We start from the raw sequence: 25,548 nt of genomic DNA, 5'->3' as shown, positions 1-25,548 counted from the left end.
TCAGCCGGGACCGGCACAAGAAAGCGGTGATGAATACGGAACCTGTACCAGCAAAACCGGAAGACCGGCACACGCCGGTCGTGAGCGTTGTCCTGCTCGCTTACAACCATCTCAATTATACAAAGCTGTGTGTGGAAAGCCTGTTCCAATATACCTCCCATATCGATTTTGAGCTGATTACCGTCAATAACGGCTCCACGGACGGGACGGAAGAGTTCTTCAACAGCCTGCCCAACAGCAAAAAAATCAGTTTCCCCGAAAATGTCGGGGTGGACAAAGCAGTTAACTGCGGGTTCAGAATCGCACAGGGAAAATATACCCTGAATCTGAGCAACGACATTGTCGTTACCGCCCACTGGCTTGACAACCTGATCGCCTGTATGGAATCCGATGAAAAAATCGGAATGGTCGTGCCCGTGTGCAGCGCGTCCTCCAACGGGCAGCAGGTGGACCTTCCCTATCATTCGATTCCTGAAATGCAGCAGATCGCTCAGGCGTACAACGTCAGCAACCCGTGCCTGTGGGAAGAGAAGATGAAGCTTGTCACCTATACCTGTCTGTTCCGCACGAGCCTGCAGAAGGAGCTGGGCGGATTCGACGAGGATTTTAACCCCGGGGCTTATGACGACGACGCCATCAGCTTCCGTATCCGCAGAAAGGGTTATAAACTCATTTTGGCGAAAGACACATTTGTGCATCATTTCGGTTCCGTGACCTTTCAAGCGGAATATGCGAAAAACAATCTGGCGCAAAGAAATCTGAACCTGTTTATCAGCAAATTCGGCGTCCATCCGTGGCAGGCCGCTTTTACCGACGGTACGCTTCTGACCGTGCTGAACTACGACGGCGGCAGCGGCAAAAACATTCTGGGAATCGGCATGTCCTGCGGCGCGACCCTGCTTCAGATCAAAAATTTATTAAAGGAAAAGGGCGCGGCCGATATCAGACTCTATTATCTTTCCGGAAGGGAGGATAACATGGCCGACCTTTCCTCCGTCTGCGAATACTGTGCGCATGCGGATATGGACGCTCTAGTGCCTCTGTTCGGTTCAAGAACCTATGACATCATCGTTCTGGAAAGCGAAATGGATCAAGTCGGCGACCTGGAGGGACTGATCGGTGACCTGAAGGGAATCCTGAAAGACGGCGGGCAGATTGTCTGTACCGCGCCGACGGAAGAGCTTCATGCGCGTATCAAAACGCTTTTCGGGAGTCTGGGGATGGCTGAGATAAAAAGTGCCCGCGGCTATTATTATTGTTTTTTAAATCAAAAGACGGAGGTCTGAAAAGCGTTTCGCTTTTCAGACCTCCTTTACAAATGTTTCAGGAATTGCTCCATGCTACATGACTCTGACTGGAAATACCGCATCGACAATGCCGATGACCAAAGCACCCAGAATGGCGCCGATAATCGAAACGCTCATACCAGGGACTAAAAACTGTGCGACGTAGATGATAATTGCGGATATAATAAATCCTTTCAATCCTTTCCCAAAGGGAGCTGCGTCCACTTTCATCATCTTTTCCACCAGATAGTCAATCACGCTGATGACTACTGCAGCAAGCAGGAATGACCATAATCCTCGGATGGAAAAGCCCGGGGTCAAAAACGATACGACTGCAAGAACGACTGCTGTAATAATCATTCGGCCAAACCAGCGGAGAAATTCCGAACCGGTTGACTGCGTTGAATGCTCGGTATCCATATGCCCTTCGTGTGTCATTTATTCATCCCTCCTGTACCGCACGCAAAATGGATTTGGTACGGACAGATATAGTTTTGACGAAATACCGCTGCGATATCCTTTACGGCGGCTGACAGTTATTGTTAAGTTGTTATTCGTTAAAAAAATTCAATCACACAAATTTACCGCCAACATTATTATGGTATAAATAATGTTTTGGCGGTGAGTGAATTTGTATCTGATATCCGTATTATTATTTGCGCTGTCGGCAAACCTTGACAATTTTACCGTGGCAATCACCTTTGGAATGCGGAAAATTAAAATGAATTTTTTTGTTAATTTTCTGATTGCCGTTATCACAGGGGTCGGCACCTTCCTTTCCATGTGGATCGGTGGGATCATCGGCCGGTTTTTCCCCGCGTCGGTATCCAATACGCTTGGCAGCGTTATCCTGATTCTCATCGGACTTTGGTTCCTCAAAGATTTCTTTAAGAAACCGCAGGAAGACGAAGCCGGGCAGGATGAAAAGGTGAATCTCAATGCCATGCTCAAAGATCCCGAAAAAGCGGATCTGGACAGTTCGGGAACGATCGATGTCAAAGAGTCCGCGATCCTGGCCCTGGCGCTGACCATCAATAATTTCGGCATGGGCGTCGGCGCGAGCATTTCGGGGCTGAACATATGCGCCACAACGATTTTTACATTTCTGATCAGTATGTTTTCCATAACCCTGGGGTATCGTGTGGGAAGGGGCTGCATTCCGAAGTCGCTTTCCCGGTTTGTTCCGCTGATTTCGGGCGGGATCGTCATTGCGCTCGGAATTTTTGAGATGCTGATCTGATCCGATGCCGAAAATCAGCCGCCGAGGGTGACATCCTGGTCCTGATACCATGCAAGGGCCCGATAAAACTGCTCGGGCTTGAAATCTGGCCACAGCTCGTCCAGCACATAAATGTCCGCATAGATGGACTGAATGGGCAGAAAACCGCTCAGGCGGCGTCTTCCTCCCCAGCGGATGATCAGATCGATTCTTGAAATATCGGAGGACGCGATCGTATTTGCCATGTTGCCGCCGATGCCGGCCTCGCTGTTTTTCAGGGAGCAGTTTAAATCCCAGTTCCATCCGTAGTTCACAAGGAAATTGACTTTCATAAGGCCTCGGCCGAAACGCACTCTTTTGGAATAAGGCAGAAGCTCTTTCGGGAATAACGGTGACTCCGTATTGCCGACGATTAAAAGGTCGGCATCCTGATTGGCGAGGTTCATAACCGCGTCCACACAGGCGCTCTGAAAGGCTTTTGTCTGAACGGATGGGCGCTTCGTGTTGTCGATGGTGAAGCCGTAGAAAGTCATTTCCTGAATCCCGAGCTCAAGACAGGTTTTATAGAGCTCAAATCCCGGTGTAATGCCGAATTTGTAGCCGTCCTGTTTTTCATATCCGTTCTTTTCAGCCCATCGTCTGTTGCCGTCCGGAATAATCCCAATGTGCCGGGGCAGTCTGCCGAAAGATAACCTGTTCATTTTTCTCTCCGATTCGTTTGATTTTCAGAGAATAGTCTGCATAAAACAGAAACAATTATACTCAAACAAGGGCAGAGCTTTGTGAAACTTCAGGCAATTTACATATTTTCTCACGATGATGCAATAATAAAAACAATTGTTTACGCGGAGGATCAGATATGTTTCATTTTTCATCAAAGCGAAAAAAGGCGGTTGTAACAGAGCAGGTTGAGCATTTCAATCGGAAGCTGGACGAAAATCAATTGGGCCGTTCTTTGGACACCAATGTGGAAATCATTAAAAAGCTTTTTACCGATGTGGACATCCTGATTGTCAGGTATTTTCAGAACAACCATGACAAAGACCTGAAATACTGCATCGTCTATTGCGACGGCGTGGTCAATTCTGAGATCATCAACGAAAATATCATCAAGCCGCTGATGCTCTCCGACGCGGCGAGCGGGCATCCGGACGAGCATTTTGTTGACGATCTGATCGAAAACGTCGTTTTCATCAACGAGATTAAAAAGACGAAGGAAATAAAAGAGATTGTGGAGTACGTTACCTACGGCGACACCATTTTATTTGTAGAGGGCGTGGAGGAAGCCGTCATTCTGAATTCCAAGGGCTTTATGACCCGCTCCATGGATGAACCGGAAAACGAAAAGATCCTTTCGGGCCCCAGAGAAGGGTTTAATGAATCCCTGCTCCAGAATCTTTCGCTGATCCGCCGCAAAGTACGCACCAATGAGCTGAAGATGAAATTTACCACGATGGGAAGAGTTACAAGAACCAAAGCCTGTATTTGCTATATCGATAAAATTGTCAACAAAAAAATTCTGAAAGAGCTTTACCGCCGTCTTGAATTGATCGATATCGACGGGGTTCTGGATACCAACTACATTACCGAGCTGACCAGGGATTCCATGTGGTCCCCTTTTCGTACGACGGGGTATACGGAGCGTCCCGACGTCATCGTGGGAAGGCTTCTGGAAGGCAGAATCGCTATTTTTCTGGATGGAACACCGGTCGTCCTGACTGTTCCTTATCTTTTTATTGAGAATTTTCAGAGCAGTGAGGACTATTACCTGAGCTTTTATTATACTTCGTTGTCGCGCTTTGTGCGCCTCACGGGATTTCTTCTGACAATTGCCGTCCCGGCGCTTTATGTTGCGATTGTGGCGTTTCAGCAGCAGATGCTGCCTACCCAGCTTTTAATCAGTATCGCCAGTTCCAGAAAGAGCGTGCCGCTGCCCGCCGCCGCGGAAGCGTTTATCATGCTCGCCGTATTTGATATTCTGCGTGAAACCGGAATCCGGATGCCCTCCAACATCGGACAGCCGCTCAGTATTGTCGGCGCTCTTGTGATCGGACAAGCCGCCGTGGATGCAAAACTGGTGGCCGCTCCGATGATTATTGTCGTTGCGCTTACGGGAATCACCGGTCTGCTGGTTCCTAAAATGAACGCGCCTGTGATCTATATGCGCCTGTTCCTGCTGGCGATGGCTACCTGTTTTGGTCTATTCGGATTTGTGCTGGGCCTTTCGGTCGTGTTCATTCATATTCTGAATCTGCACTCATTCGGAATTCCTCAGCTTACCTTCAGCGGAGCGCTTCAGTTCCAGGATATCAAGGATACCTTTATCAGGGCGCCGTGGTGGGATATGCTTACAAGGACAAAGTCAATGACAAACAATCTTGTGCGAATGAAGAGCAGTCCCGTAGAAAGCAACGGAGGAAAGCATGAGTAAGAAGATAGTCTGCCTGATGATGAGTTTGGTACTGCTGTTTTCCCTGTCGGGCTGCTGGAGTTACCGGGGGCTGAACGAAATAACGATCGTCGCTGCGGTGGGGATCGATCTGGATCCGGCCACCCAGGAGTATTTGTTCAGCTGCGAAGTCATTGATCTGACCGCGACAGAAAAGGGAGCAGGAACCAAGGCCAAGCTTGTGGAATCAAGGGGAAAAACGGTGATGGATGCGGTCAGAAATGCGAAGAAAAGGCTGCTTAATAAGCTTTATTGGGGCAATAACGAGATCCTGATCATAGGGAATGAGGTTGCCAAGAGCGGTAAGCTGGACAATGTGCTTGTCTGGTTTTTATCCGATGAGGAATGCCGTGAAACGGTAGGCGTTATCGTGTCGGAGGAGAGGACAGCAAAAGATATTCTGACTCTCTATGGGCTTGACAATTCGGTCGTCGCCTATGAAATCAAGAAGATTCTTGATGATGATCAAAGTACCGTGGGGAGCATTGAAAGCGTCCCGCTGTACCGTGCGTTCAGTACTCTGAAAAGTGAAGGGCATTCCCTTACCCTTCCGGTTTTTCACAATGTGGAAAACGATGAGGAAATGGTCGTGGAAGCAGACGGCGAAGCGGTCTTCAAGGGGAATAAAATGGTAGGGCGTCTGGCCCCGGAGGACAGCAAATATTATTTGTTTGCGGTGGACGGCCTTCACGGCGGAATTCTGACTGTATCTTCTATGGGGCTAAACAGCCCGGACATATCGCTCGAAATTTCAAAAAGCACAACGAAAGCATCCTATTCTTATTCGGGTGGGAAGCTGAAAGTGACGCTTCAGATCGAGACCGAGGCCTTTGTGGACGAGTCTGAAGCGGATACGGATATGCTGGATGAAAAAACGACCGGCAAAATTGAGCAGGAAGCACAGAAAATGGTCAAAGAGAGGACCGAGGACGTTATTCGGAAGGTTCAAAGGGAATATAACTCGGATATTTTTGGATTTGGCGAAATGATTTATAAAAAAGATCTGAAGCTTTGGAAGCAGCTGGAACCACAATGGGATAAAATCTTTCCGACGATACAGGTAGATGTGCAGTCCCAAGTGAAGATAGTCAATACCGCCTTTCTCAAACACAGTTGAAAGTGGGTGTGCCCCTTGATGACGTTTATTGTAATCGGTTTATATTTAGTCATTGTTCTGGCTGATTTCATTCCTGTTGTAAAAAACGGTGAAAAAAAGATCACCTGGATTTACTCTGTGCTTCTCACAGCCAGCTTTTGTGTGCTGATCCTGTATACGTTTGATATTGTGCTTCCCGGTCCCTCCGGTCCCATCCGGCAGATTATTGAAATCTTTTATAAACCTTAAAAAGCAAAATGCATCGATTAACATGGAAAGGAACAGGTTCCGATGAAGAGACAATACCTCTCAATGCGTCAGTCCATATGCGTTATTGTCGTTTATATCTGCGGGAGCAGTGTTGTACTGGGAGGAAACTCCGAAGCGGGACAGGATTCTTGGATTTCTATGATTCTATCGCAGGTAATTGTCATTCCAATGGTTCTGATTTACGCAAAAATCATCAAACTGTTTCCGGAAAAAAATATTTTTGAAGTGGCGGAAATCCTGTTCGGAAAAATTGCCGGTAAAATCTTAACCGCTCTGATTACCTGGTATGCGCTTCATCTGGGGGCATTGGTCTTGCGGAATTTTTCCGAGTTTGTCGAAATAACGGCGATGACTGAAACCCCCCAGCTCGCATTGATGATTGTTATGATTCTGGTCACCACCTATATGGCCAGGAGCGGAGCAGAAATTTTGGGAAAATGGTCGCTGGTGAGTCTGGTAATCATTGTTTCCATTATGTTTCTTACGGTCATACTGCTGTACAATCGCTTGGATATGAATAATTTCCTGCCTGTTATGGAGCACAGTACGAAAGTGATTCTGACAGGATCCTATGAGATCTTTACTTTCCCATTTGTCGAGACGGTTCTGTTTTTGACTCTGGCCGATTATATAAAAAAGGAGGACAGCCCTTTCAAGATATACGTTTGGGGTGAAGTGCTGGGGGCCTTGATTATGCTGATTGTCGCACTGAGAAATATCGCGGCGCTGGGTTCTGCCATGCTGAAAGTGGAGACTTTTCCTTCTTATTCGGCCGCCAGAATCATCAGTCTCAGCGACTTTCTTGCAAGAGTGGAAGGCTTTATCTCAACGAACTTCATTTTGGGCGGAATCACCAAAATTACCGTTTGTCTCCTGGCGGCGTCCAAGGGGCTGGCCAGCCTGTTCAATATACGGGACTGCAAGAAGCTGGTGCTCCCGGTCAGCCTTTGCATGCTGGCCCTGTGCAGCATCGTTTACCGCAACACCATGGAAATGATTAACTTTTTGGACATCTATAAAATTTATGCCATTCCTTTTCAGATCGTTATCCCGGTCATGATCTGGATAGGCGGTGAGATAAAAGCGCGTGTAAAGGAAGGAACGGCAGAAAAACCCGCGTAAACAGGAATTGCCGGAGGAAAAAGAATCCGATCCCCCGCTGCACGTTAAACCGCGCTCAGCGAGGGGTTTTTTCAGGGATGGATTATTTTGCACAGAATTTTCAGGTGTACGGAATAGAAATTTGAAAATTTTTTTGAAGAGTTAAATTTTTATCGTATGTCTCATGATATGAAAGCGATTTCAGGAAGGAAACAATTTTACCGCCGTTTTCTTAATAAAATAATATTAATTCCTATTATTTACATTCATAAATTTGTCTCATTCGATGGTATTGCTTTAATTTTCCAACATTATAGCGGCATTATTTATCAATTTACGCATATTGACTTATTGAAATTGCTTGTTATAATATTGTCGAGGTATGTTTTATAATATATTAGGATTCTTGTCAGGTTTCCCTGTAAATTATTCTTTATTTTGAAAGAGGATTGCTATGGAGAAAAAAATCGTTATTATCGGTGCGGGTTATTCGGGGTTGCTGACCGCGAAAAAATTGGCCAAACGGCTGAAAAAGCAAGAGGATGTCAGCATTACCATTATTGATAAAAATCCGTTCCACACCATGCTGACCGAACTGCACGAGGTGGCTGCCGGACGCGTAGATGAAGACAGTATCAAGATCAGCCTCAACAGGGTTTTTGCCGGAAGAAAGGTAAACGTCAAGCTGGATACGATTCAGTCCATTGATTTTGAGCAGAAGTCCGTAACTGGAACCAGCGAAAGCTACAGCTACGATTATCTTGTGCTTGCGGCCGGTTCCAAACCCTCTTTTTTCGGCATTCCGGGAGCGGAGGAATACGCCCACACGCTGTGGTCGTATGACGACGCCGTGCATCTGAAGGATCATATCCAGGAGTTTTTCAGAAAGGCCGCCCGCGAGACCAACCTGGAAGAAAAGAAAAAGCTGCTTACGTTTTATGTCGTGGGCGCGGGTTTTACGGGAATTGAAATGGTGGGAGAGCTGGCCGAGTATGTGCCGGTCCTCTGCGACAAATATGAAATAGACCGTTCCCTTGTCACGATTTACGACGTGGATGTTCTGCCGCGCATCGTGCCTATTTTACCTGACAAACTTTCCAACAAAATAGAAAGACGCCTTTTCAGAATGGGCGTTGGTCTCAAGCTGAACGCCGGCGTTGTCAGCATTGGAAAAGACTACATTGAAATCAAGAGCGGCGAGACGGTAACCCGCGAAACTGCCGGCACCGTGATCTGGACGGCGGGAATCGAAAGCGCCGAAATCGCGGGCGAGGCGGCAAAGGTGCTCCAGTCGGCCCGCCGCGGAAGAATCCAGACCGACGCTTATCTGCGTTCCGTGGATAATCCGAATGTCTATGTCGTCGGCGACGATATCCTTTATACGCCGGAAGGCGAAAAGATGCCGGTTCCGCAGCTGGTCGAAAACTGTGAGCAAAGCTCCGGCGTCGCCGCGAAAAATATTATCGCTGCCCTTACCGGCACGAGCGAAATGGAAGAGTACAAACCGAAGTTCCACGGGGTCATGGTTTGTGTGGGCGGCCGTTACGGCGTCGCCCATGTCGGCCTGCCGAACCACATGTTCAGCCTTCCGTCCTTCCTCGCCATGTTCGCGAAGCATTTTATTAACATCATCTATTTCATTCAGGTGCTTGGCTGGAACAAGATTTTCAGCTATATGAAGCATGAGTTCTTTACAGTGCGCCACGACAGAAGCTTTGTCGGCGGCCACTTCTCCAACAAAACCCCGAGTTTTTTGCTCGTCGCTCTCAGAATCTGGCTGGGTATGGTCTGGCTGTATGAAGGCGTCATGAAGATTGTGGAAGGCTGGTTTAATTCTCCCCAGCTGACCGGCTTCTTCGGCGGCGCAAACACATGGTACAACACCATCCTGAACGGCGCGGCTGCCGGCGGCACCACACCGGACGCGACAAGCAGCGCAACCACCACTGCGGCCACCGGTGCGGTGAATGTAGTAAATGCGGTAGCCGGAGCGGCTTCCGTTGCGGTAGACGCGATTTCCTCCGCTACGTCGGGTGCCGCCGATGCGGCAGGCCAGGCGGCGGGTGCCGCTGCTGCTGCGGTCGGGCAGGTTTTGATGAATTTCAGCTTCCTCGGCTGGTTCCAGGTGATCTTTGTAAGCGGCAAGGAGCTGGCAAAATCCACTCTGAACGATCTGGCATTCAAACTTGACGTGCCGCTGATGAACTGGTTTGTTAAAACGTTAATTCTTCCAAACCCCAAAGTACAGCTTTTTATGCAGATTTTTATTGTGGTTGCGGAAATCCTGATCGGCCTGTCGCTGATCGGCGGCCTGTTTACCACGCTTTCCTCCGGCCTTTCGCTGGTTCTTCAGGTCATGTTCGTCTGCACGACGGGCCTGTATCTCAACACCTTCTGGATGATCTTCGCGGCAATCGCGGTCCTGATCGGCGGAGGCAGGACCTTTGGATTGGACTATTACGCGATGCCGTATCTGAAAAAGCACTGGAAAAATGTGAAATTTGCAAGAAAGTTATATATTTACAATGATTAATGAACACACTGCAGAAAATGCCGCAGTTGAATTTCTTACTTTCGACGATGCGGCGGAACAGGTAAAACAGGAGGTGGGCAGATTGCTGTCCGCCTCTCCTAAACCCATCCGCAATTATACGCAGCATCTGACTCTTTCATGGGGCAAGTTCCTTCGTTCCCGTGCTTTGCTTGCCTGTGCCGAAAACAGGGAAGGCCTGCTTCATCCCAATGCGGTGAAGCTCGCTTCCGCGATAGAGGTTCTGCATCTGGCCACGCTGGTGCACGACGACGTCATTGACAACGCCGATCTTCGCAGGGGCTTTGTCACTCTCCAGAAAAAATACGGAAAGCGCACCGCCGTCATCTGCGGGGACTATCTTTTCTGTCTGGCTCTGGAACAGGCTGCTTCCATACCGAACAAGAGGGACTATCTGGACTTCAATATTCCCGATTACATGACCAGAATCTGTCTGGGTGAGCTGAGGCAGAACCAGAACAATTACAATCTGGACCTTTCCGTTGCGAGCTATCTCAGGATTATCTCCGGGAAAACCGCGGCCCTCTTTGAAGCTTCCTTTTACGCGGGGGCGATCCTCTGCGAGGAGGAGAAAGATGCAGTGGAGAAATACATGCGCCTTGGCCATCTGATCGGCATGATCTTTCAGCTTACCGACGACTGCATCGACTTTGAGGCGCCGCGGCAGCTGGCCAAAAAGCCGGTCCAGTCCGACTACGAACAGGGCGTCATCACTCTTCCGCTGATTTATGCGTTTCAGACGCGCGCCGCTTTTAAGGAAAAGGCGAGGGATGAAAAGATTTCCAGAGAAGAAATCAATGCCGCCGTGGAAGAAACGGGCGGCCTGAGCTACACAAAGACAGTTTCAAAAAAGTATTACGACAAGGCCTTTAAAATCATCCGGGAGCTCGGCGCTTCCGAAAATAAAAAAGAAAGGCTTCAGTCTATTTTGGATAAAGCTTACCGCGGGTTATAAAAACGATGCTGAAAAGGTTTTTGAATTTTGTGGAGCTGCGGACGAAAATCACCAGCGTCTTTGCCTTTTTGATGGCGCTTGCGTATCTTTTTTACAAAAAGCAGCCGGTAAACTGGACATTGACCCTGCTCTTTTTCGGTTCCATGCTTCTCTTTGATTTAACCGCTACGGCGATCAATAATTATGAGGGGGCCAAAACGGCCGGGGAAGTCCTGCCTTTCCGCCGCCCGACGGCGAAGGCAATCATTTTTCTGCTGCTTTTGGTTAGTACGGCTTTGGGGCTGGCTCTGGCCTTTCTGACGGACGCGGTCGTGCTGCTTTTGGGCGGGCTGTGCTTTCTGTTCGGAGTGCTCTATTCGTGGGGCCCGATTCCCCTTTCCCGTCAGCCGTTGGGGGAGCTTTTTTCCGGCGTGTTTTATGGATTGTTCATCCCTTTCCTGTTACTGTACATCAATATGCCCGCGGGAACCTTCCTTACCTTTGCGTTTGATTTTCAAACAGTTCATCTGGATTTGAATCTTTTTCCGCTTTTTTCGCTCGCGCTGCTTTCGGTAACGCCGGCCTGCGCGACCGCAAATATTATGCTCGCCAACAACCTGTGCGATCTGGAAAAAGACATTGGGGCAAAGCGATACACGCTCCCGTATTATCTTGGCGAAAAAGCCTTGTCCGTATTCGCGGGGCTGTATTCCATTTCGTATGCCTCGGTTGTCGGGATGGTGTTTTTAAAAATCCTGCCTTCTGTCTGCCTGTTATCCCTGTTGACGATCGTTCCCATCAGAAACAATGTTAACCGGTTTAAAAAGAAACAGCAGAAAGAGGAAACGTTTGTCCTTTCGGTCCAAAATTACGTCATCCTTGTGGGTGCCAACAGCCTGCTGATTTTTATCGGCGGTTTTTTTAACTGAGGCGGAGTTTATCGATGAAATTTGTCAAAAAAACCGATCTTGTGATTCTTGCCGTTGCGCTTGTGGTCTGTGCGGCCGCGTGGTTTTCCTATCAGTCCATCGTTGGGAACAAAGCGGCGAAAGCCGAGATCTACTACAAATCGGAGCTGGTGGACACGGTCGATCTGACGGCGGGAGTGGATAAGCGCTTTTCAATTGAGCAAAATAAGAATGTGATTTTTCACGTTTTTAAAGATGGCAGCATTTGTTTTGAGGAATCCAATTGCCCGGATAAAGTATGCATCCACGCGGGAAGGCTCCACACAATCGGTGAGAGCGCGGCCTGCCTTCCAAACGGCATCGTAATGAAAATAGTGGCAAAGGATCAGCGCAGTTCGGACGATCTGGACGCTGTGATTGGATGAGGAAAACAAAGAATGGCTGAAGACAAAAATCTGACGAAACGTGAGATCAATTCCCTGAGGATCAAACGGATGGTTCTGACGGGCCTTCTTTTTGCGGTGGTTCTCGTGCTGTCCGTCGTCGAGAACCAGCTGCAGATTCCCGTGCCGGTTCCCGGCGTCAAGCTCGGGCTGTCCAATATTGTGGTGATGTATTCCCTTTTTTTCGTTGAAAAAAAGGAAGCGCTGCTTCTGGCGGTGTTGAAATCCATCTTTGTGTTTCTGACCAGAGGCGCGGTTGCGGCGCTGCTGAGCTTTTGCGGCGGCCTTCTTTCCGTATTGGGCATGATCCTGTTTCTGTTCCTCTTCAAGGAAAAAATCTCTTACCTGATGATTAGTATTCTGGGCGCAGTCTTTCACAATATCGGGCAGATTGCTGCGGTTTCCCTTTTATATACGAATTTGTTTCTGTGGGCGTATGCCCCCGTGCTGTTGCTGTCGGGCGTGATAGCGGGCGCGGCGACATCCGCCCTGCTCAAGGTTACTCTGCCGGCTTTAAAAAAGGTCGGCTTCAGTAAATAAATTGAAATTTTGGAGGAAAATATGAAAAAAGCACTAGCAGCGTTTTTAGCCGCAACGATTACCGCAGTCAGCTTTGCGGGATGCGGCACAACCACCACGGCCAGCTCCGCCGCGGCTTCTCAGCCCGCCGTGAGCTCACAGGCCGCTGAATCGACCCCGGCGTCCGGTACATGGAAAACAGGTCTTGCCGTCATTACCTCTATCGCTAAATCCACAGATGTCAAAGACGGAAAGGGCCTTGCAGAGGCGGATTCCACAGTAGTGACCGTCGCGGTAGACCAGGACGGCAAAATCGCAAAATGCCTGATCGACGCAGTCCAGAGCAAAATTGAATTTTCCGATGCCGGAAAAGTTCTGACTCCGCTTGACACCGTCGTGAAATCCAAGCAGGAACTCGGCACAGAGTACGGCCTTGGCAAAGCTTCCGGCATCAAGAAGGAATGGAACGAGCAGGCCGACGCGTTTGCAAGCTATGTAGTCGGTAAAACAGCGGACGAGGTCAAGGGCATTGCCGTCAACAGCGAGGGCAAAGCAACCGATAAGGAGCTGACCGCATCCGTTACCATCCATGTCGGCGATTTTATCGCCGCCGTTGAAAAGGCAGTCGCCAATGCAGCCGATAACGGTGCAAAAGCGGACGACAAGCTGGGCCTCGGCATTGAGACCAGCATTTCCGGCTCCAAGGATGCCGGTACCGAAGACGGCCTTGCACAGGCTTATTCCTATTACACCGTTACCACCACCGGCGCCGACGGCAAAATTACCAGCTGCATCATCGACGCTTCCCAGACCAACGTAAACTTCTCCAAAGCGGGCAAGATTACGTCCGACCTGAAGGCGGAGCAGAAGACGAAGAACGAGCTGGGCGACGCTTACGGCATGAAGAAGGCTTCCAAGATCGGCAAAGAGTGGAACGAAGAAGCCGCTGCCTTTGCAAAGTATGTAGTCGGCAAAACGCTGGACGAAGTCAAGGGGATTGCTGTTGACTCCGAAGGCAAAGCGACCGATAAGGAACTGACCGCCTCCGTTACCGTGCATGTCGGCGATTTCATCAAGGTCATCGATAAGGCTGTTTCCGGCGCAAAATAACGGAAAAGCTTAATTCACAAAGTGATTCGCGAGAGGTAGATTCATTTCTACCTCTCCATTTTTTGAGGTGGAAAACTGGTGAAAAAACTGATTTCGGCGATTCTTGCCATGGTGCTGATCGTTCAGCTTCCGGCCTGCAATACCAGTAAGAAAACACGCTATGAAGCGCAATTTTTACAGCTTTTCGACACCATGACGGAAATTGTGGCTTATACGGAAACCAAAGAGGAGTTTACAAACCTTTCCAATTTGATTTATAATAATCTAAAGGTTTACCATGAGCTTTACGATATTTATAATGATTACCCCGGCGTCAGCAACATCAAAACGATCAATGACAACGCGGGGAAGAAGCCGGTCAAGGTGGATAAGAAGATTATCGATATGCTTCTGCTGGGCAAAAAGGAAAGCGCGGACAACAGCTCCGCCTTCAATATCGCGCTGGGTCCAGTGCTGAAAATATGGCACCAGTACAGGGAAGCGGGGATAGACGACCCGGAAAACGCGGCCCTGCCCCCCATGGCCGACCTGAAGGAAGCCATGAAGCATACGGATATCAGCAAGGTCGTCATCGATGAAAAAGCTTCTACGGTATACCTGGAGGACCCGGAAATGAGCCTGGACGTCGGCGGGATCGCAAAGGGCTACGCTACGGAGCAGGTGGCGAAAATCGCGATGGAATACGGTTACAAGTCCGCACTTCTCAGTGTGGGCGGCAATGTGCGGGCCATCGGCGACAAGGGCGTCAATCAGGAAGATTGGAATATCGGGATTCAAAACCCGGATAAGGAAAGCGAGAAAAAATCCCTCTGCACGATCAACATCAAGGATGAATCCGTTGTGACCAGCGGGATTTACGAGCGTTATTATACGGTGGACGGCAAGACCTACCACCATATCATCGATCCGAAGACCCTGATGCCGTCTACTTATTTTAAAGCCGTCACCATCATTACGCCGGATTCCGGTATGGCGGATATTTACTGCAAGCTGATTTTCAACGTCCCTTACGAGCAGGGGCTGGCTTATATCAGGACGCTGCCGGATACGGAGGCGCTTTGGGTGCTTCCGGATAACGAGATTAAATACAGCGACCATTTTCAGAAATATATTAAGAGCTGAATTTCACGGATTTAAAAAGTATTGAGCAAATGGGGAATGCGCGGATGGCATACAAAGGCCTTCAGAGTTTTATCAGAAAACTGGAAACGAGCGGGGATCTGAAGAAGATTGACGCGCCCGTGTCGCCCGAGCTGGAAATTACGGAGATCACCGACCGTGTTTCCAAAGCCAACGGTCCTGCCCTGCTGTTTCAGGAGGTAAACGGGTCAAGGTATCCCGTCCTGATGAACGCGATGGGCAGCTATCAAAGAATGAGCATGGCTTTGGGCGTGGAAAAGCTGGACGACATTGCGGACGATATCCAGAAGTATCTGGATATCGTCAACCGCCTGTCCGTTCCCCGGCTGATCAAAAGTGTTCCCCGGCTGTTCCGTCTGCTGAGCGCGTTTCCGCGAAAAAGCCTGTTTCGGGGAGAATGCCAGCAGGTGGTGGAAAGGTTCGTGGATTTGTCCTCCCTGCCCGTTTTGAAGTGCTGGCCGCAGGACGCGGGACCGTTTATTACGCTTCCCGTCGTCTTTACGCGGGACCGGAAAACGAAGCGGCAGAACGCCGGAATGTACCGCCTTCAGGTCCTTGACAGCACCACCACCGCGATGCACTGGCACAAGCATAAGGACGGCTCCGAAATCTACCGGGACTACGCGGAGCAGAACCTGAAAATGCCGGTTTCGGTCGCGCTGGGGTGCGACCCCGCCGTTACCTACTCAGCGACCGCGCCGCTGCCGAAAATGCTGGATGAAATGATGCTGGCCGGATGGCTGCGCAGGAAAAGGGTCAAAATGGTCAAATGCATTACGAATAACATCTATGTTCCCGCGGACGCCGAATTTGTGCTGGAGGGTTACGTAGACCCCGCGGAAGAACCGGTGCTGGAAGGGCCGTTCGGCGACCACACGGGCTATTATTCCCTTGCGGATTATTATCCGAAATTTCACGTGACCTGTATCACCCATAAAAGGGAAGCCGTCTATCCCGCCACGGTTGTGGGCAAGCCGCCGATGGAGGACTGCTATATGGCAAAGGCGACAGAGCGTATTTTCCTCCCGCTGCTGCGGATGCAGATTCCGGAGCTGGTGGACCTGAACCTGCCGCTGGAAGGGGTCTTTCACAACTGCGCCATTGTTTCAATCAAAAACAAATACCCTGGCTGCGCGCGCAAAGTGATGAACGCGGTCTGGGGCATGGGGCAGATGATGTATACGAAGCTGATTGTCGCCGTGGACGAATCCGTGGACGTTCAGAACCTGGCCGCCGTGCGGGACGCGGTGCTGAAAAATGTCAGCGGGCCGCAGAGCCTGATTTTTTCGGAAGGCCCGCTGGACGCGCTGGATCATTCCTCCAACCGCGCGCTGTACGGGTGCCGGCTGGGAATCGACGCCGCCAGCCCCGCGAGAGGCTACAACGACGAGGTTACCGATACTTTCAGGATTCTGCCCGTCCGCAAGGACCGTCCGGGAAAGGGCAGGGAGCTGGTCGAAAATTACCTTTGGAACCACCCGGACAAGTTTGTGATCGTGGTGGACGAGGATGTGGATACGAGGGACCTTTCCACCGTTATGTGGAAGGTGTTCAATAATATAGACGCTAAAAGGGACGTTGCGGTCATTGATTTCAAAATCGGTGTGGACGCTACGAAAAAATGGAAGCAGGAGGGTCTGACCCGCCCCTGGCCGGATGACATCGTCATGACGGACGCAATGAAGCGGCAGGTCGACAAAAGGTGGAACGAATATGGGCTTGACTGAAATCATCGATAAGATTCAATCATACGGCAAGCTGGTCATGTTTTCGCACACGATTTTTTCTTTCAGCTTTGCGCTGGTTTCCATGGTGCTGGCCGCGAACGGCCTTCCGGGAGCTTCCACCGTCTTTTGGATCGTGGTCTGCTTTCTGGGTGCGCGTACGGGCGCGAACGCCGTCAACCGCGTGATCGACGCAAAGATCGACGCGAAAAACCCGCGCACGGCCGGCCGCCAGATTCCAAAGGGAGAAATGAAAAAAGGCGAGGTCGTTGTGTTTACCGCGGTCTGTTTCCTCGTGATGCTGTACGGAGCGTACCGGCTGAACTGGGTCTGCTTTGCCCTGTCCCCGGTCGCTTTGTTTTTGCTGATTATTTACTCCTACTGCAAACGGTTCACTTTTCTGTGCCATCTGATCCTCGGCGTCACCTGCGCCTGCGCGCCGGTCGGCGCGTGGCTTGCCGTTACGGGAAAGCCCGCGCTGGTCCCGCTCGTTATGGGCGCCGCCAATACCCTGTGGGTCGCCGGGTTCGACATTATCTACGGCTCGCAGGATTATGACTTTGACAGGCAGAACGGGCTGCATTCCATCCCCGTTGCCTTCGGCGTGAAAAACGCCCTGCGTATTGCCATGCTGTTCCACATCATCACCCTGATCTGCCTCGTCGTTATCGGCCTTCTTGTGCCGCGGTTCGGCGTGATCTATTATGTGGGTGTGGCGGTCATCGCCGCCCTGTTTACCGCGGAGTACCGGATGGTGTCTCCCGACAATCTGACCCACGTCAATATTGCGTCCTACAGCGTGAACCAGCTCGTGAGCATCGTCCTGCTGGTATTCGGGCTTCTGGATGCGTTTATTTAAGAAGGGATAATATGAAGAGAATCATCGTGGGAATCACGGGGGCGAGCGGAAGCGCGTATTTTCTGCGCGTGATGGAAGCGCTGTCGCGGCAGGAGCTGGAAATCCATTTGATTGCTTCCGAACAGGGCCGCAAAGTGCTGACCTATGAAACCGGGGCGGTCCTGGAGGAAAAGGCGCGGTTTTGGAGCGGCGGAAAGGCAAAGATCGTTCTCGAGGACAACGAAAACATGTTTTCTCCGGTCGCGAGCGGCTCTTTCCGGTGCGACGCAATGGTGATTCTGCCGTGCTCCATGTCCACCGTGGCCGGAATCGCCTGCGGAATTACCAAAACGCTCCTGACCCGTGCCGCCGACGTCATGATCAAGGAAAAACGCAAGCTGGTGCTGGTCCCCCGGGAAACGCCGCTCTCGACGGTTCACCTCAGGAGGATGGCCGAGCTTTCGGAACTCGGCGTGACCATCCTGCCCGCCATGCCCGGGTTTTACGGGCATCCGCAGACTTTGGACGAGATCGTCGGTTTTGTCGCGGGCAAGGTGCTGGACAGCCTTGAAATTGAAAACGATTGTTATCAAAGGTGGAAAGGAAACCATGAAAAATAAAATCATAGCAGTTTTTGTTTTTTTGTTAATGGCGTTCACGGCGGGATGCGCACCGCAGAACGCAGCAGGCAGTACGTCGGGCAGCGTGTCCGTCGGTACGGAGAAGCCGGTCATCCGTGTCGGGATGATGTCGTCCTCCGACGTGATTCCTTATGTGCTGATCAATGAAAACAAGCTCGCCGACAAATACGGCTTCCAGCTCGATCTGGAGGTCTTTACCTCCTCAAAAGACCGGGACGCCGCTTTGCAGGCGGGGGAACTGGACGGCGTGCTGACCGATTTTATCGGGGTCTGCATGTATCAGAACGCCGGGCTGGACGTTAAAATCACCGGGATCACCGACGGGGACTACATCCTTGTCGCCGGTAAGGACACGGGCATCAAGGACATCAGCCAGATCAAAGGAAAAAGCATCGCGATCTCCGAGAAAACGCTGATCGAATACACGCTGGAAGATATTTTAAGCAATAATGACATGATCGGCGACGACGTTGTGAAGGAAGTGGTCCCGAAAATTCCGGACCGGCTGGAGCTTCTGCGCAACAAAAAAATCGACCTCGGCCTGCTGCCGGAGCCCTTCGCCACCCTGGCATTAAACGATGGCGCCGTTTATCTGGGCAGCGCGAATCAGTTCGGGCTGTACCCGGCGGTTTCCGCGTTTTCAAAGACCGCGCTGGACAGCAAGGCCGACGCGATCCACAAGCTGTATCAGGCCTATAACGAGGCCGTGGACTATATGAACCATACGGATATCCGCAAATATGAAAAAACCGTGATCAAGGCGGTGGGGTACCCGGAGGAAATGATCGGCAAGATCACGGTGAAGCCCTTCCGTACCAGTAAGCTCCCTACCAAAGCGGAAGTGGAGAACGCCGTGCAGTGGGCGAGCGAAAAGGGTCTCTGCAAGCCGAACCTGCAGTATGACCAAATGGTGTATGACGTTTATTCCGAATCGTAACGGCGGAATTTTATGGAGAGCAAGATGCTTGTAATCGATAAGGTAACGGTCAGCTACAAAACAAAAAAAAGCAGAACGCCGGTGATTGAAGGACTCTCCCTGCAAATAGAGGAGGGGGAGGTCCTTGCCGTACTCGGGCCTTCCGGCTGCGGCAAGTCGACGCTGATCAACGCGCTGGCGGGGATGCTCCCTCTGGACGGCGGCAGCGTAGACAGCGTGATTGAAGGAGAAAAGCGGCCTCTGAATCCCAGAACGCATAAGATCGGGGTGATTCCCCAGAATTGCGGGCTGCTTCCGTGGAAGACGGTCGGGGAAAACTGCCTGCTTCCGCTCAAGCTCCGCAGAGAGCCCGTCACCGAAGAGCGCAGGCGGGAGATCAGCGAAATCTGCGACGCGCTGGATGTTTCGCGGCTGCTGCGCCGGTATCCCGCGCAGCTCAGCGGCGGTCAGGTCCAGCGCGCGGCGCTCGCGCGGGCGTTTATTTTCAATCCCGACCTGCTTTTGATGGATGAGCCCTTTTCCGCGCTGGATGCGATTACCCGACAGGACGCGCGGGAGCTGTTTTTACGGATATGGAAGCGGAACCGGCCGACCACGATTCTGGTGACCCACAGCATTGAAGAGGCACTGTATCTGGGAAACACCGTTGCGGTCATGGGGGACCGCCGCGGGGTGCTCCGGTATTCGATGAAAAATCCTTATTTCGGGCAATCCGACCCGGAGGCGGTGGATTACCTGACAGCGAAACGGGTTCTTCATGAAAAACTGGGGCCGGAGGGCGAAAGGCGGGGCGATATTGAACAGACTGCTGAATAAGTGCCTGCTGTTTTTGCAGGGCTTTCTGCTTTTAAATGTCCTCTGGTTTCTGGCGTATCTTTTGATGCGTACAACGGTCATTCCGGACCCGGCGGTCATTTACCGGAATTTCGGCACCGCTTTTTCCAATCATATTTTCCTCCATATCCTCGCTAGCCTGAAAAGAATCGCGGCCGGTCTGGGTCTCTCTCTTGCGGTGGGGGTGCCGGTCGGCATCCTGATGGCATATTCCGGGAGCGCCAACAAGATTCTGTACCCGCTCATCTACTTCAGCTACCCCATTCCCAAGACGGCCTTTCTGCCGGTCGCCATGATTCTGTGGGGCATGCGGGACGGCTCCAAGGTGGCCATTATTTTTCTGATCATCGTCTTTCAGGTGATTGTTGCCGCCAGGGACAGCGTCCGCAACATCGACCCCTCCGTTTATCTGGTAACCGTCAGCGCGGGAGCGGGCCCCGCGCAGATTATCCAGCATATCACGCTGCCCGCCATTTTGCCGGAGCTGTTCACCAGCATTCGCGTTTCTCTGGGAACCGCGGTATCCGTCCTGTTTTTTGTGGAGGGCTACGGAACAAAATACGGCATGGGCTATTACATTCTGGATGCGTGGTCAAGAATTGATTATATCGATATGTATACGGGAATTATCGTGATTTCCATTGTAGGCTTTGCCCTGTTTGTCGCCATCGACCTGCTTTCGGATCTGCTGTGCAGGTGGAACCGGCCGCTCGGGTGATGAACCGGGTTCCCGCTTGGAGAATCCTGTGTAGTGGCAGGCATCATTTTCATAATTCCCTGCCATCATTTACATTTGCAAACCCGCCCTTTTTTAGTAAAATAGTGGGGTGCTATGAGAAATGAGTAATTTGGGCCCAGAGATAGTAATAAGTCTTCCGGATGAAAGTTTCTTGCGATATGCCGCTCCGTTATGGGGGCGGCATGTTTGCTTTTATTGTAAAAATTATGATCATGCTGATTTCCAATTCCCTCAAATCGTGGTAAAATAAAGAAAAAAGACGCTCAGTCATCCTTTGTTTTGATAGGATCACTCAGTGGAAGGAAGAACCTGATATGGATAAAACGATCACCATTCGCATGGCCTCGGAATCGGACGCGCAGCAGATACTGGACATTTATGCGCCGTATGTTACGGATACGGCGTTTACATTTGAATATGATGTACCGGCCATCGAAGAATTTACGCAGAGAATCCGCAATACCCTGAAAAAATATCCTTACCTGGTGGCGGTGCGGGACGGCTCCGTCGTCGGCTATGCTTATGCCTGCGCGTTCAAAGGGCGCGCTGCCTATGATTGGGCGGTGGAGACCACGGCTTATATCAAAAGGGACTGCAAGGCGAAAGGAACCGGCAAAAAGCTTTATCAGGCGCTGGAAGAAATTTTGAAGCAACAGAATATCATCAATCTCAATGCCTGTATAACCTGTTCCAATACGGAAAGCGTCGGATTTCATGAGCATCTGGGATACAAAACCGTCGCGCATTTTACCAAGTGCGGATATAAATTTCACACTTGGTACGACATGATCTGGATGGAAAAAATGATCGGAGAACATGTTGAGAACCCGGACCCGTTCATTCCTCTTCCGCAGCTTGCGCTGCTGGAACGGTAAATAAATGAACAATGGTAAAATAAGGTAGATTGGCGACAGGGGTGAGAATAATGAATATATATTTGGCGAAAATTGATGATGAAGAAAAAATAGCCCCATTAATCGCACAGTTTCGGGTAGAGTTAAAGCAATTGAAAGGAATTACATCAAAGCCCAAAATAGACCTGGCCAAGGAAGAATTTCGAGAGTATCTGGAAGCAAAGTACCCTGTTTTTGTTGCTGAAAAGGATAATGAACTGTTGGGCTATTTAGTTTGCAGAATTGATGGAAGCGTAGTTTGGGCAGAATCTATATTTGTTTCTGAAAGTGCAAGAAGAAGTGGCATAGCCTCAAAACTGTATCAAGAAGCGGAGAATATTGCAAGGGGATTAGGCGGTACAACCGTCTTTAACTGGGTTCATCCGAACAATGATAAAATAATAAATTTTTTAGCTAAGAGGGGATATAATGTTTTAAACCTCATCGAAATAAGAAAGCCATGGGAAAATGAGGTGTTTACTCAAAAAATCAGTGTTGGAAATCACAAATATAACTATTAAAACTTGCTTCTCATTTTTTCTATAGCAATTCCATTTCAGTTTGCAAGACAAAACATGTTCCTCCCCCGCCGAAGGCGGGGGAGGAACGCAACCTTTTTGCAGAATTAACTGGAAATGCTGTAAAATATGCAATAAGGGAACTTTTAACAAGTTCCCTTAAAAAATTCTATCGTATCAACATCGTTCGTTAACATGGCCCCAAAAATAAAAGAAGGCGGTGGAAAAATGTCTCTGACGGAACTTCCGATTGAAAAGGCCTTTATGCTGATTGAGCCGGGACCGGTGCTGCTGGTCACCACGCACGACAAAGGCCGCAATAATGTGATGACCCTCTCCTGGCACATGGTGATGGATTTTACCCCCCAGATTGCCCTGACGACGGGCCCGTGGAATTATTCCTTTCAGGCGCTCAGGCATGCCGGGGAATGCGTGCTTGCGGTTCCCACGGTAGACCTTGCGGAAAAGGTGGTCGCAGTCGGCGACTGCTCCGGCGAACAAACGGACAAGTTTGCGAAGTTCGGGCTTACGCCGCTGCCCGCGGCCCGGGTAAAAGCGCCGCTGATTGCGGAATGCCTCGGCTGTCTGGAATGCCGTGTAACGGACTATCTGGAACCGCAGGGCATCTTCCTTCTGGAGGGCGTACGCGCCTGGATGGATTACGACCGGAAAGAGCGACGGACCTTTCATGCCAACGGCGACGGCACCTTTGCGGTGGACGGAGGCACGATCGATCTGCGCAGTCTCATGGAGGATAAGCTGCCGCCTGGCGTATAAAAGGAAAGTCCTTTATTTGATAATGCGGATAGTCCCTTCTTTGCGCGGCAGGGCGGCTGACTCCGCGCCGATATACCCGATCGCGGCCGCGGAGCAGATGGTGTGTTCTCTGGGAATCCCGAGCTGAAACAGAAATTCGCGCACACCGGGGTCACTGCGCAGCCAATGCAGCTGATTGATGTAGCAGGTGCCCAGTCCAATCGACTGCGCGGCTAAAAAGATGTTTTCCAGTGCAAGCGCGCAGTCCGCCATGGCGTTTTCGTAATCCGGCCGGTTCGACGCGATAACAAGGGTCGGTGCATGGTAATAAAAATTGTAGTTTTCTTTTTCCGAGCTGGCTTTAGCCCTGACTTTTCCGGGATAATTGTCGTCCGGAACCCAGTTCTGGAAGCCTTCTTTCACCACTTCGTTCAATTGAAGCAGGGTTTCTCTGTTTTGAACAGCGGTAAAAAGCCAGCTTTGGCTGTTGCTTCCGCTGGGCGCCCAGATTGCGGCGTCGAGCAGAGTTTCTAGCTGTTCGGGCTCGATCTGGCGCTCCTGGAACCGGCGGATGCTTCTGCGCCTGTGGATGCAGTCCAGCACTTCATTTTGAATCATAGGAAATCCTCCTGACTTTTTGCGTTTGTTTTGGAAGTTCGTATATCAGGAAAACCGGTTGTAAAATACGGTTTTCTCTACCGGCTTTCTGCTTGGGTGCAGTTTGGGGTTCGGTTCGGCGTCATCCGCGGGGTATCCCAGCGGGAACAGGGCGACCGGTACCAGATTTTCCGGAATGGAAAAGGCTTTTATCACGGCGTCGGGATCAAAATGCCCGACCCAGGTGGTACCCAGCCCAAGCTCGGCGGCCTGCAGCATCATGTGGGTACCGACGATGCTTGCGTCGACATCTCCGCTGTCTTTGCTGTCGTAGCTGCGTTTCCAGCTTGCCGTATTGTCGTAGCAGACCAGCAGCGCCATCGGTGCGTCGAAATGGTACCGGGTGCAGCCCTTCAGCTTTGCAACCGCTTCCTCACTTTCAATGACTAAAATTTTTTGCGGCTGATTATTACAGGCGGTCGGGGCCAGACTGCCCGCCTGCAGCACAAGGTCGAGTTTTTCTTTCTCCACCGGTTTTTCGCTGAATTTGCGAAGGGAGTACCGGTCCTGTGCAAGTTCTATGAATTTCATCTGCATCTCCACCTTTTTGTTTATTTTTGCCGCGCGGAAGTGCGACATTCATCGCTCTGCGCGGTTCTTTATCTATTAGTATATTCAGCAGAGAACATATCTACAAGTACGCACATTTTTGTGCCTTAAAGCGGGAGAAATCATATGCCAGAAGAACAGGAAAAAATAAAATCGGTTCACAGCAAAAAGTGCGCGGTGGCACATGCTCTGGAAATTATCGGGGGAAAATGGAGGCTGCCGATTATCTGGGAGCTTTCCGCGAAGGAAAGCATGCGCTACAACGAGCTGAAACGGCATCTGGACGGAATCACCAATATCATGCTGACCAGAGCACTGAACGGCCTGGAGAAAAACGGTCTGGTACTGCGTACGGAAATCTGCCAGATACCGCCCCATGTGGAGTATTCCCTGACGGAAAGCTGCAAGCAACTGCTGCCTGCGCTGGAAATCATCAATGAGTGGGGGAAGGGCAGGATGCTGGACGCCGCCTGCCGGGACTCCGCAGAAAACAAAAATACAAATTCCTGAAAATGCCCTCTCGGCCATCCGGCAGAGAGGGTAAAATTTTACATTATTGTAAAAGGAAATAGGAAAGGTGGAAACGACACGTTGTGCTTATTTCCATATAATCAATACAAAATTTTCCAGAAATCTTGACAATCCGGCTTGATATGGGTTTAATAAGTAATGTAGTGGAAAAACGAATTAAAGATAGGTGATTATATGTTGGAAATTGCTATTTGCGATGACGATAAATACGAATTAGATCAACTAAATGCCATGATTGCAAAGTATTGCAATGAAAAAAGTATCAGAATGTTTACAAGCATATATGAAAAAGGGGAGGAATTATTACATAGCACGAAGAAATTTCATATTATTTTTTTGGATATTCGGATGGATCAAATGGACGGAATTGAAGTTGCCAAAGTAATCCGCTCGAAGGATAAGAACGTCAAAATCATTTATGTAACGAATTTTTCAAACTATCAAACAGACGCTTTTTCCGTCAGAGCTTTTGGATATGTAACGAAACCGTTTACCTATGAGACGATTTGCAAGCAATTGGATGACGCCATCGAATATACGAAAATGGAGAAAAATAAAATTACCTTTACTTTTGATACGAACTTAGGTATCAAAACGCTTAACCTGGAAGATATTTATTATTTTGAATCCTGCGATCACAAAATTGAAATTGTCGCAAAGGACAGAACCTATAAAATTAATGATAGTATTAATAATATTTTTAACAGTTTCAAGCCATATGGATTTTCTATGCCTCACAAAAGTTTTGTGATTAATCTGCTGTATATATCAAATATTAAAGGATATGACGTTACCTTGACTAGCGGCGATTTAATTCCAATATCTCAGAAAAGAGCGGTGGAATTCAAAGCGGAATTTCACTCTTTTCTGAAAAACAATTTTAATATGTTAATAAAGAGATGATG

27 protein-coding genes are annotated in these 25,548 nt (G+C 49.9%); 23 read left to right on the top strand and 4 right to left on the bottom strand.

The genetic code is table 11. The features are described from left to right. Positions 1 to 29: 29 nt before the first annotated feature. On the top strand, positions 30 to 1,286 hold the full coding sequence (locus ACRQU7_RS12485; protein ID WP_444641206.1) for a glycosyltransferase: 1,257 nt from the start codon (positions 30 to 32) through the stop codon (positions 1,284 to 1,286). Positions 1,287 to 1,340: 54 nt separating this feature from the next. Here ACRQU7_RS12485 and ACRQU7_RS12480 read toward each other — a convergent pair whose 3' ends face one another. After that, positions 1,341 to 1,724: a phage holin family protein gene (locus ACRQU7_RS12480; protein WP_038324911.1), complete on the bottom strand. Its 384-nt coding sequence runs from the start codon at positions 1,722 to 1,724 to the stop codon at positions 1,341 to 1,343. Positions 1,725 to 1,911: 187 nt separating this feature from the next. Here ACRQU7_RS12480 and ytaF point away from each other — a divergent pair, with 187 nt between their 5' ends. Continuing rightward, positions 1,912 to 2,526, top strand: coding sequence for a sporulation membrane protein YtaF (ytaF, locus tag ACRQU7_RS12475; RefSeq protein WP_444641205.1), 615 nt, complete (start codon positions 1,912 to 1,914; stop codon positions 2,524 to 2,526). Positions 2,527 to 2,540: 14 nt separating this feature from the next. Here the strand turns inward: ytaF and ACRQU7_RS12470 are convergent, their stop codons facing one another. Then, complete coding sequence (locus tag ACRQU7_RS12470) at positions 2,541 to 3,206, bottom strand: undecaprenyl diphosphate synthase family protein (RefSeq protein WP_038324909.1); 666 nt, start codon at positions 3,204 to 3,206, stop codon at positions 2,541 to 2,543. A 158-nt stretch (positions 3,207 to 3,364) separates the two neighbouring features. Here ACRQU7_RS12470 and ACRQU7_RS12465 point away from each other — a divergent pair, with 158 nt between their 5' ends. From ACRQU7_RS12465 to ACRQU7_RS12375, 19 genes are all read left to right on the top strand, one after another. After that, entirely contained in the window at positions 3,365 to 4,936 is a 1,572-nt protein-coding gene (locus ACRQU7_RS12465) for a spore germination protein (RefSeq protein WP_444641204.1), read from the top strand. Then, positions 4,929 to 6,071, top strand: coding sequence for a Ger(x)C family spore germination protein (locus tag ACRQU7_RS12460; protein WP_444641203.1), 1,143 nt, complete (start codon positions 4,929 to 4,931; stop codon positions 6,069 to 6,071). The genes ACRQU7_RS12465 and ACRQU7_RS12460 overlap by 8 nt, the downstream gene beginning before the upstream one ends. A 270-nt stretch (positions 6,072 to 6,341) precedes the next feature. Then, positions 6,342 to 7,442 (top strand): GerAB/ArcD/ProY family transporter, encoded by a 1,101-nt coding sequence (locus ACRQU7_RS12455; protein ID WP_444641202.1) that lies wholly within the window; start codon positions 6,342 to 6,344, stop codon positions 7,440 to 7,442. 433 nt (positions 7,443 to 7,875) lie between these two features. Next, positions 7,876 to 9,954 carry an NAD(P)/FAD-dependent oxidoreductase gene (locus ACRQU7_RS12450; protein WP_444641201.1) on the top strand — a complete coding sequence of 693 codons (2,079 nt, stop codon included), beginning with the start codon at positions 7,876 to 7,878 and terminating at the stop codon, positions 9,952 to 9,954. Beyond that, positions 9,947 to 10,927, top strand: a complete 981-nt coding sequence (locus ACRQU7_RS12445; protein WP_444641200.1) for a polyprenyl synthetase family protein — start codon at positions 9,947 to 9,949, stop codon at positions 10,925 to 10,927. Before ACRQU7_RS12450 ends, ACRQU7_RS12445 begins: the two co-directional genes overlap by 8 nt. Positions 10,928 to 10,932: 5 nt before the next feature. Next, on the top strand, positions 10,933 to 11,835 hold the full coding sequence (locus tag ACRQU7_RS12440) for a UbiA family prenyltransferase (RefSeq protein ID WP_444641199.1): 903 nt from the start codon (positions 10,933 to 10,935) through the stop codon (positions 11,833 to 11,835). 14 nt (positions 11,836 to 11,849) lie between these two features. Continuing rightward, the gene (locus ACRQU7_RS12435) at positions 11,850 to 12,239 is read left to right on the top strand and encodes a NusG domain II-containing protein (protein ID WP_444641198.1); all 390 of its coding nucleotides are present in this window, start codon (positions 11,850 to 11,852) and stop codon (positions 12,237 to 12,239) included. A gap of 12 nt (positions 12,240 to 12,251) precedes the next feature. After that, entirely contained in the window at positions 12,252 to 12,797 is a 546-nt protein-coding gene (locus tag ACRQU7_RS12430; protein WP_141825541.1) for a Gx transporter family protein, read from the top strand. A 21-nt stretch (positions 12,798 to 12,818) separates the two neighbouring features. After that, complete coding sequence (locus tag ACRQU7_RS12425; protein WP_444641197.1) at positions 12,819 to 13,886, top strand: hypothetical protein; 1,068 nt, start codon at positions 12,819 to 12,821, stop codon at positions 13,884 to 13,886. Between the two features lie 78 nt (positions 13,887 to 13,964). Next, a complete protein-coding gene (locus tag ACRQU7_RS12420; RefSeq protein WP_444641196.1) occupies positions 13,965 to 15,008 on the top strand; it encodes an FAD:protein FMN transferase in 1,044 nt (347 codons plus the stop codon). A gap of 44 nt (positions 15,009 to 15,052) precedes the next feature. Beyond that, positions 15,053 to 16,753 (top strand): menaquinone biosynthesis decarboxylase, encoded by a 1,701-nt coding sequence (locus ACRQU7_RS12415; RefSeq protein ID WP_444641195.1) that lies wholly within the window; start codon positions 15,053 to 15,055, stop codon positions 16,751 to 16,753. Continuing rightward, positions 16,740 to 17,609: a UbiA-like polyprenyltransferase gene (locus tag ACRQU7_RS12410; RefSeq protein WP_444641194.1), complete on the top strand. Its 870-nt coding sequence runs from the start codon at positions 16,740 to 16,742 to the stop codon at positions 17,607 to 17,609. The genes ACRQU7_RS12415 and ACRQU7_RS12410 overlap by 14 nt, the downstream gene beginning before the upstream one ends. A gap of 11 nt (positions 17,610 to 17,620) precedes the next feature. Further along, positions 17,621 to 18,208 carry a UbiX family flavin prenyltransferase gene (locus ACRQU7_RS12405; RefSeq protein WP_444641193.1) on the top strand — a complete coding sequence of 196 codons (588 nt, stop codon included), beginning with the start codon at positions 17,621 to 17,623 and terminating at the stop codon, positions 18,206 to 18,208. Then, the gene (locus ACRQU7_RS12400) at positions 18,198 to 19,166 is read left to right on the top strand and encodes an ABC transporter substrate-binding protein (protein ID WP_444641192.1); all 969 of its coding nucleotides are present in this window, start codon (positions 18,198 to 18,200) and stop codon (positions 19,164 to 19,166) included. The genes ACRQU7_RS12405 and ACRQU7_RS12400 overlap by 11 nt, the downstream gene beginning before the upstream one ends. Before the next feature lie 12 nt (positions 19,167 to 19,178). Next, positions 19,179 to 19,982 (top strand): ABC transporter ATP-binding protein, encoded by an 804-nt coding sequence (locus ACRQU7_RS12395; RefSeq protein ID WP_444641191.1) that lies wholly within the window; start codon positions 19,179 to 19,181, stop codon positions 19,980 to 19,982. Beyond that, on the top strand, positions 19,963 to 20,718 hold the full coding sequence (locus ACRQU7_RS12390; RefSeq protein WP_444641190.1) for an ABC transporter permease: 756 nt from the start codon (positions 19,963 to 19,965) through the stop codon (positions 20,716 to 20,718). Before ACRQU7_RS12395 ends, ACRQU7_RS12390 begins: the two co-directional genes overlap by 20 nt. 335 nt (positions 20,719 to 21,053) lie before the next feature. Beyond that, a complete protein-coding gene (locus tag ACRQU7_RS12385; RefSeq protein ID WP_444641189.1) occupies positions 21,054 to 21,614 on the top strand; it encodes a GNAT family N-acetyltransferase in 561 nt (186 codons plus the stop codon). 50 nt (positions 21,615 to 21,664) lie between these two features. Further along, entirely contained in the window at positions 21,665 to 22,153 is a 489-nt protein-coding gene (locus ACRQU7_RS12380; protein WP_444641188.1) for a GNAT family N-acetyltransferase, read from the top strand. Positions 22,154 to 22,378: 225 nt separating this feature from the next. After that, entirely contained in the window at positions 22,379 to 22,927 is a 549-nt protein-coding gene (locus ACRQU7_RS12375; RefSeq protein ID WP_444641187.1) for a flavin reductase family protein, read from the top strand. A gap of 12 nt (positions 22,928 to 22,939) precedes the next feature. Here ACRQU7_RS12375 and ACRQU7_RS12370 read toward each other — a convergent pair whose 3' ends face one another. Both ACRQU7_RS12370 and ACRQU7_RS12365 read right to left on the bottom strand, forming a co-directional pair. Further along, positions 22,940 to 23,524, bottom strand: a complete 585-nt coding sequence (locus ACRQU7_RS12370; RefSeq protein ID WP_444641186.1) for a nitroreductase family protein — start codon at positions 23,522 to 23,524, stop codon at positions 22,940 to 22,942. Between the two features lie 45 nt (positions 23,525 to 23,569). Continuing rightward, positions 23,570 to 24,094 (bottom strand): nitroreductase family protein, encoded by a 525-nt coding sequence (locus ACRQU7_RS12365; protein WP_444641185.1) that lies wholly within the window; start codon positions 24,092 to 24,094, stop codon positions 23,570 to 23,572. A 144-nt stretch (positions 24,095 to 24,238) separates the two neighbouring features. Here ACRQU7_RS12365 and ACRQU7_RS12360 point away from each other — a divergent pair, with 144 nt between their 5' ends. Together ACRQU7_RS12360 and ACRQU7_RS12355 are read left to right on the top strand one after the other, a co-directional pair. Beyond that, positions 24,239 to 24,622 (top strand): winged helix-turn-helix transcriptional regulator, encoded by a 384-nt coding sequence (locus tag ACRQU7_RS12360; RefSeq protein WP_038324888.1) that lies wholly within the window; start codon positions 24,239 to 24,241, stop codon positions 24,620 to 24,622. A gap of 198 nt (positions 24,623 to 24,820) precedes the next feature. Then, on the top strand, positions 24,821 to 25,546 hold the full coding sequence (locus ACRQU7_RS12355; RefSeq protein WP_052010642.1) for a LytR/AlgR family response regulator transcription factor: 726 nt from the start codon (positions 24,821 to 24,823) through the stop codon (positions 25,544 to 25,546). The last annotated feature ends 2 nt before the right edge of the window (positions 25,547 to 25,548 follow it).

It is taken from the genome of Caproiciproducens puteiluti (genome assembly GCF_052442865.1).
Lineage (GTDB): Bacteria > Bacillota > Clostridia > Oscillospirales > Acutalibacteraceae > Caproiciproducens.
Note: the sequence above shows the minus strand (reverse complement) of the source record. Positions and strands in the feature narration are given on the sequence as shown.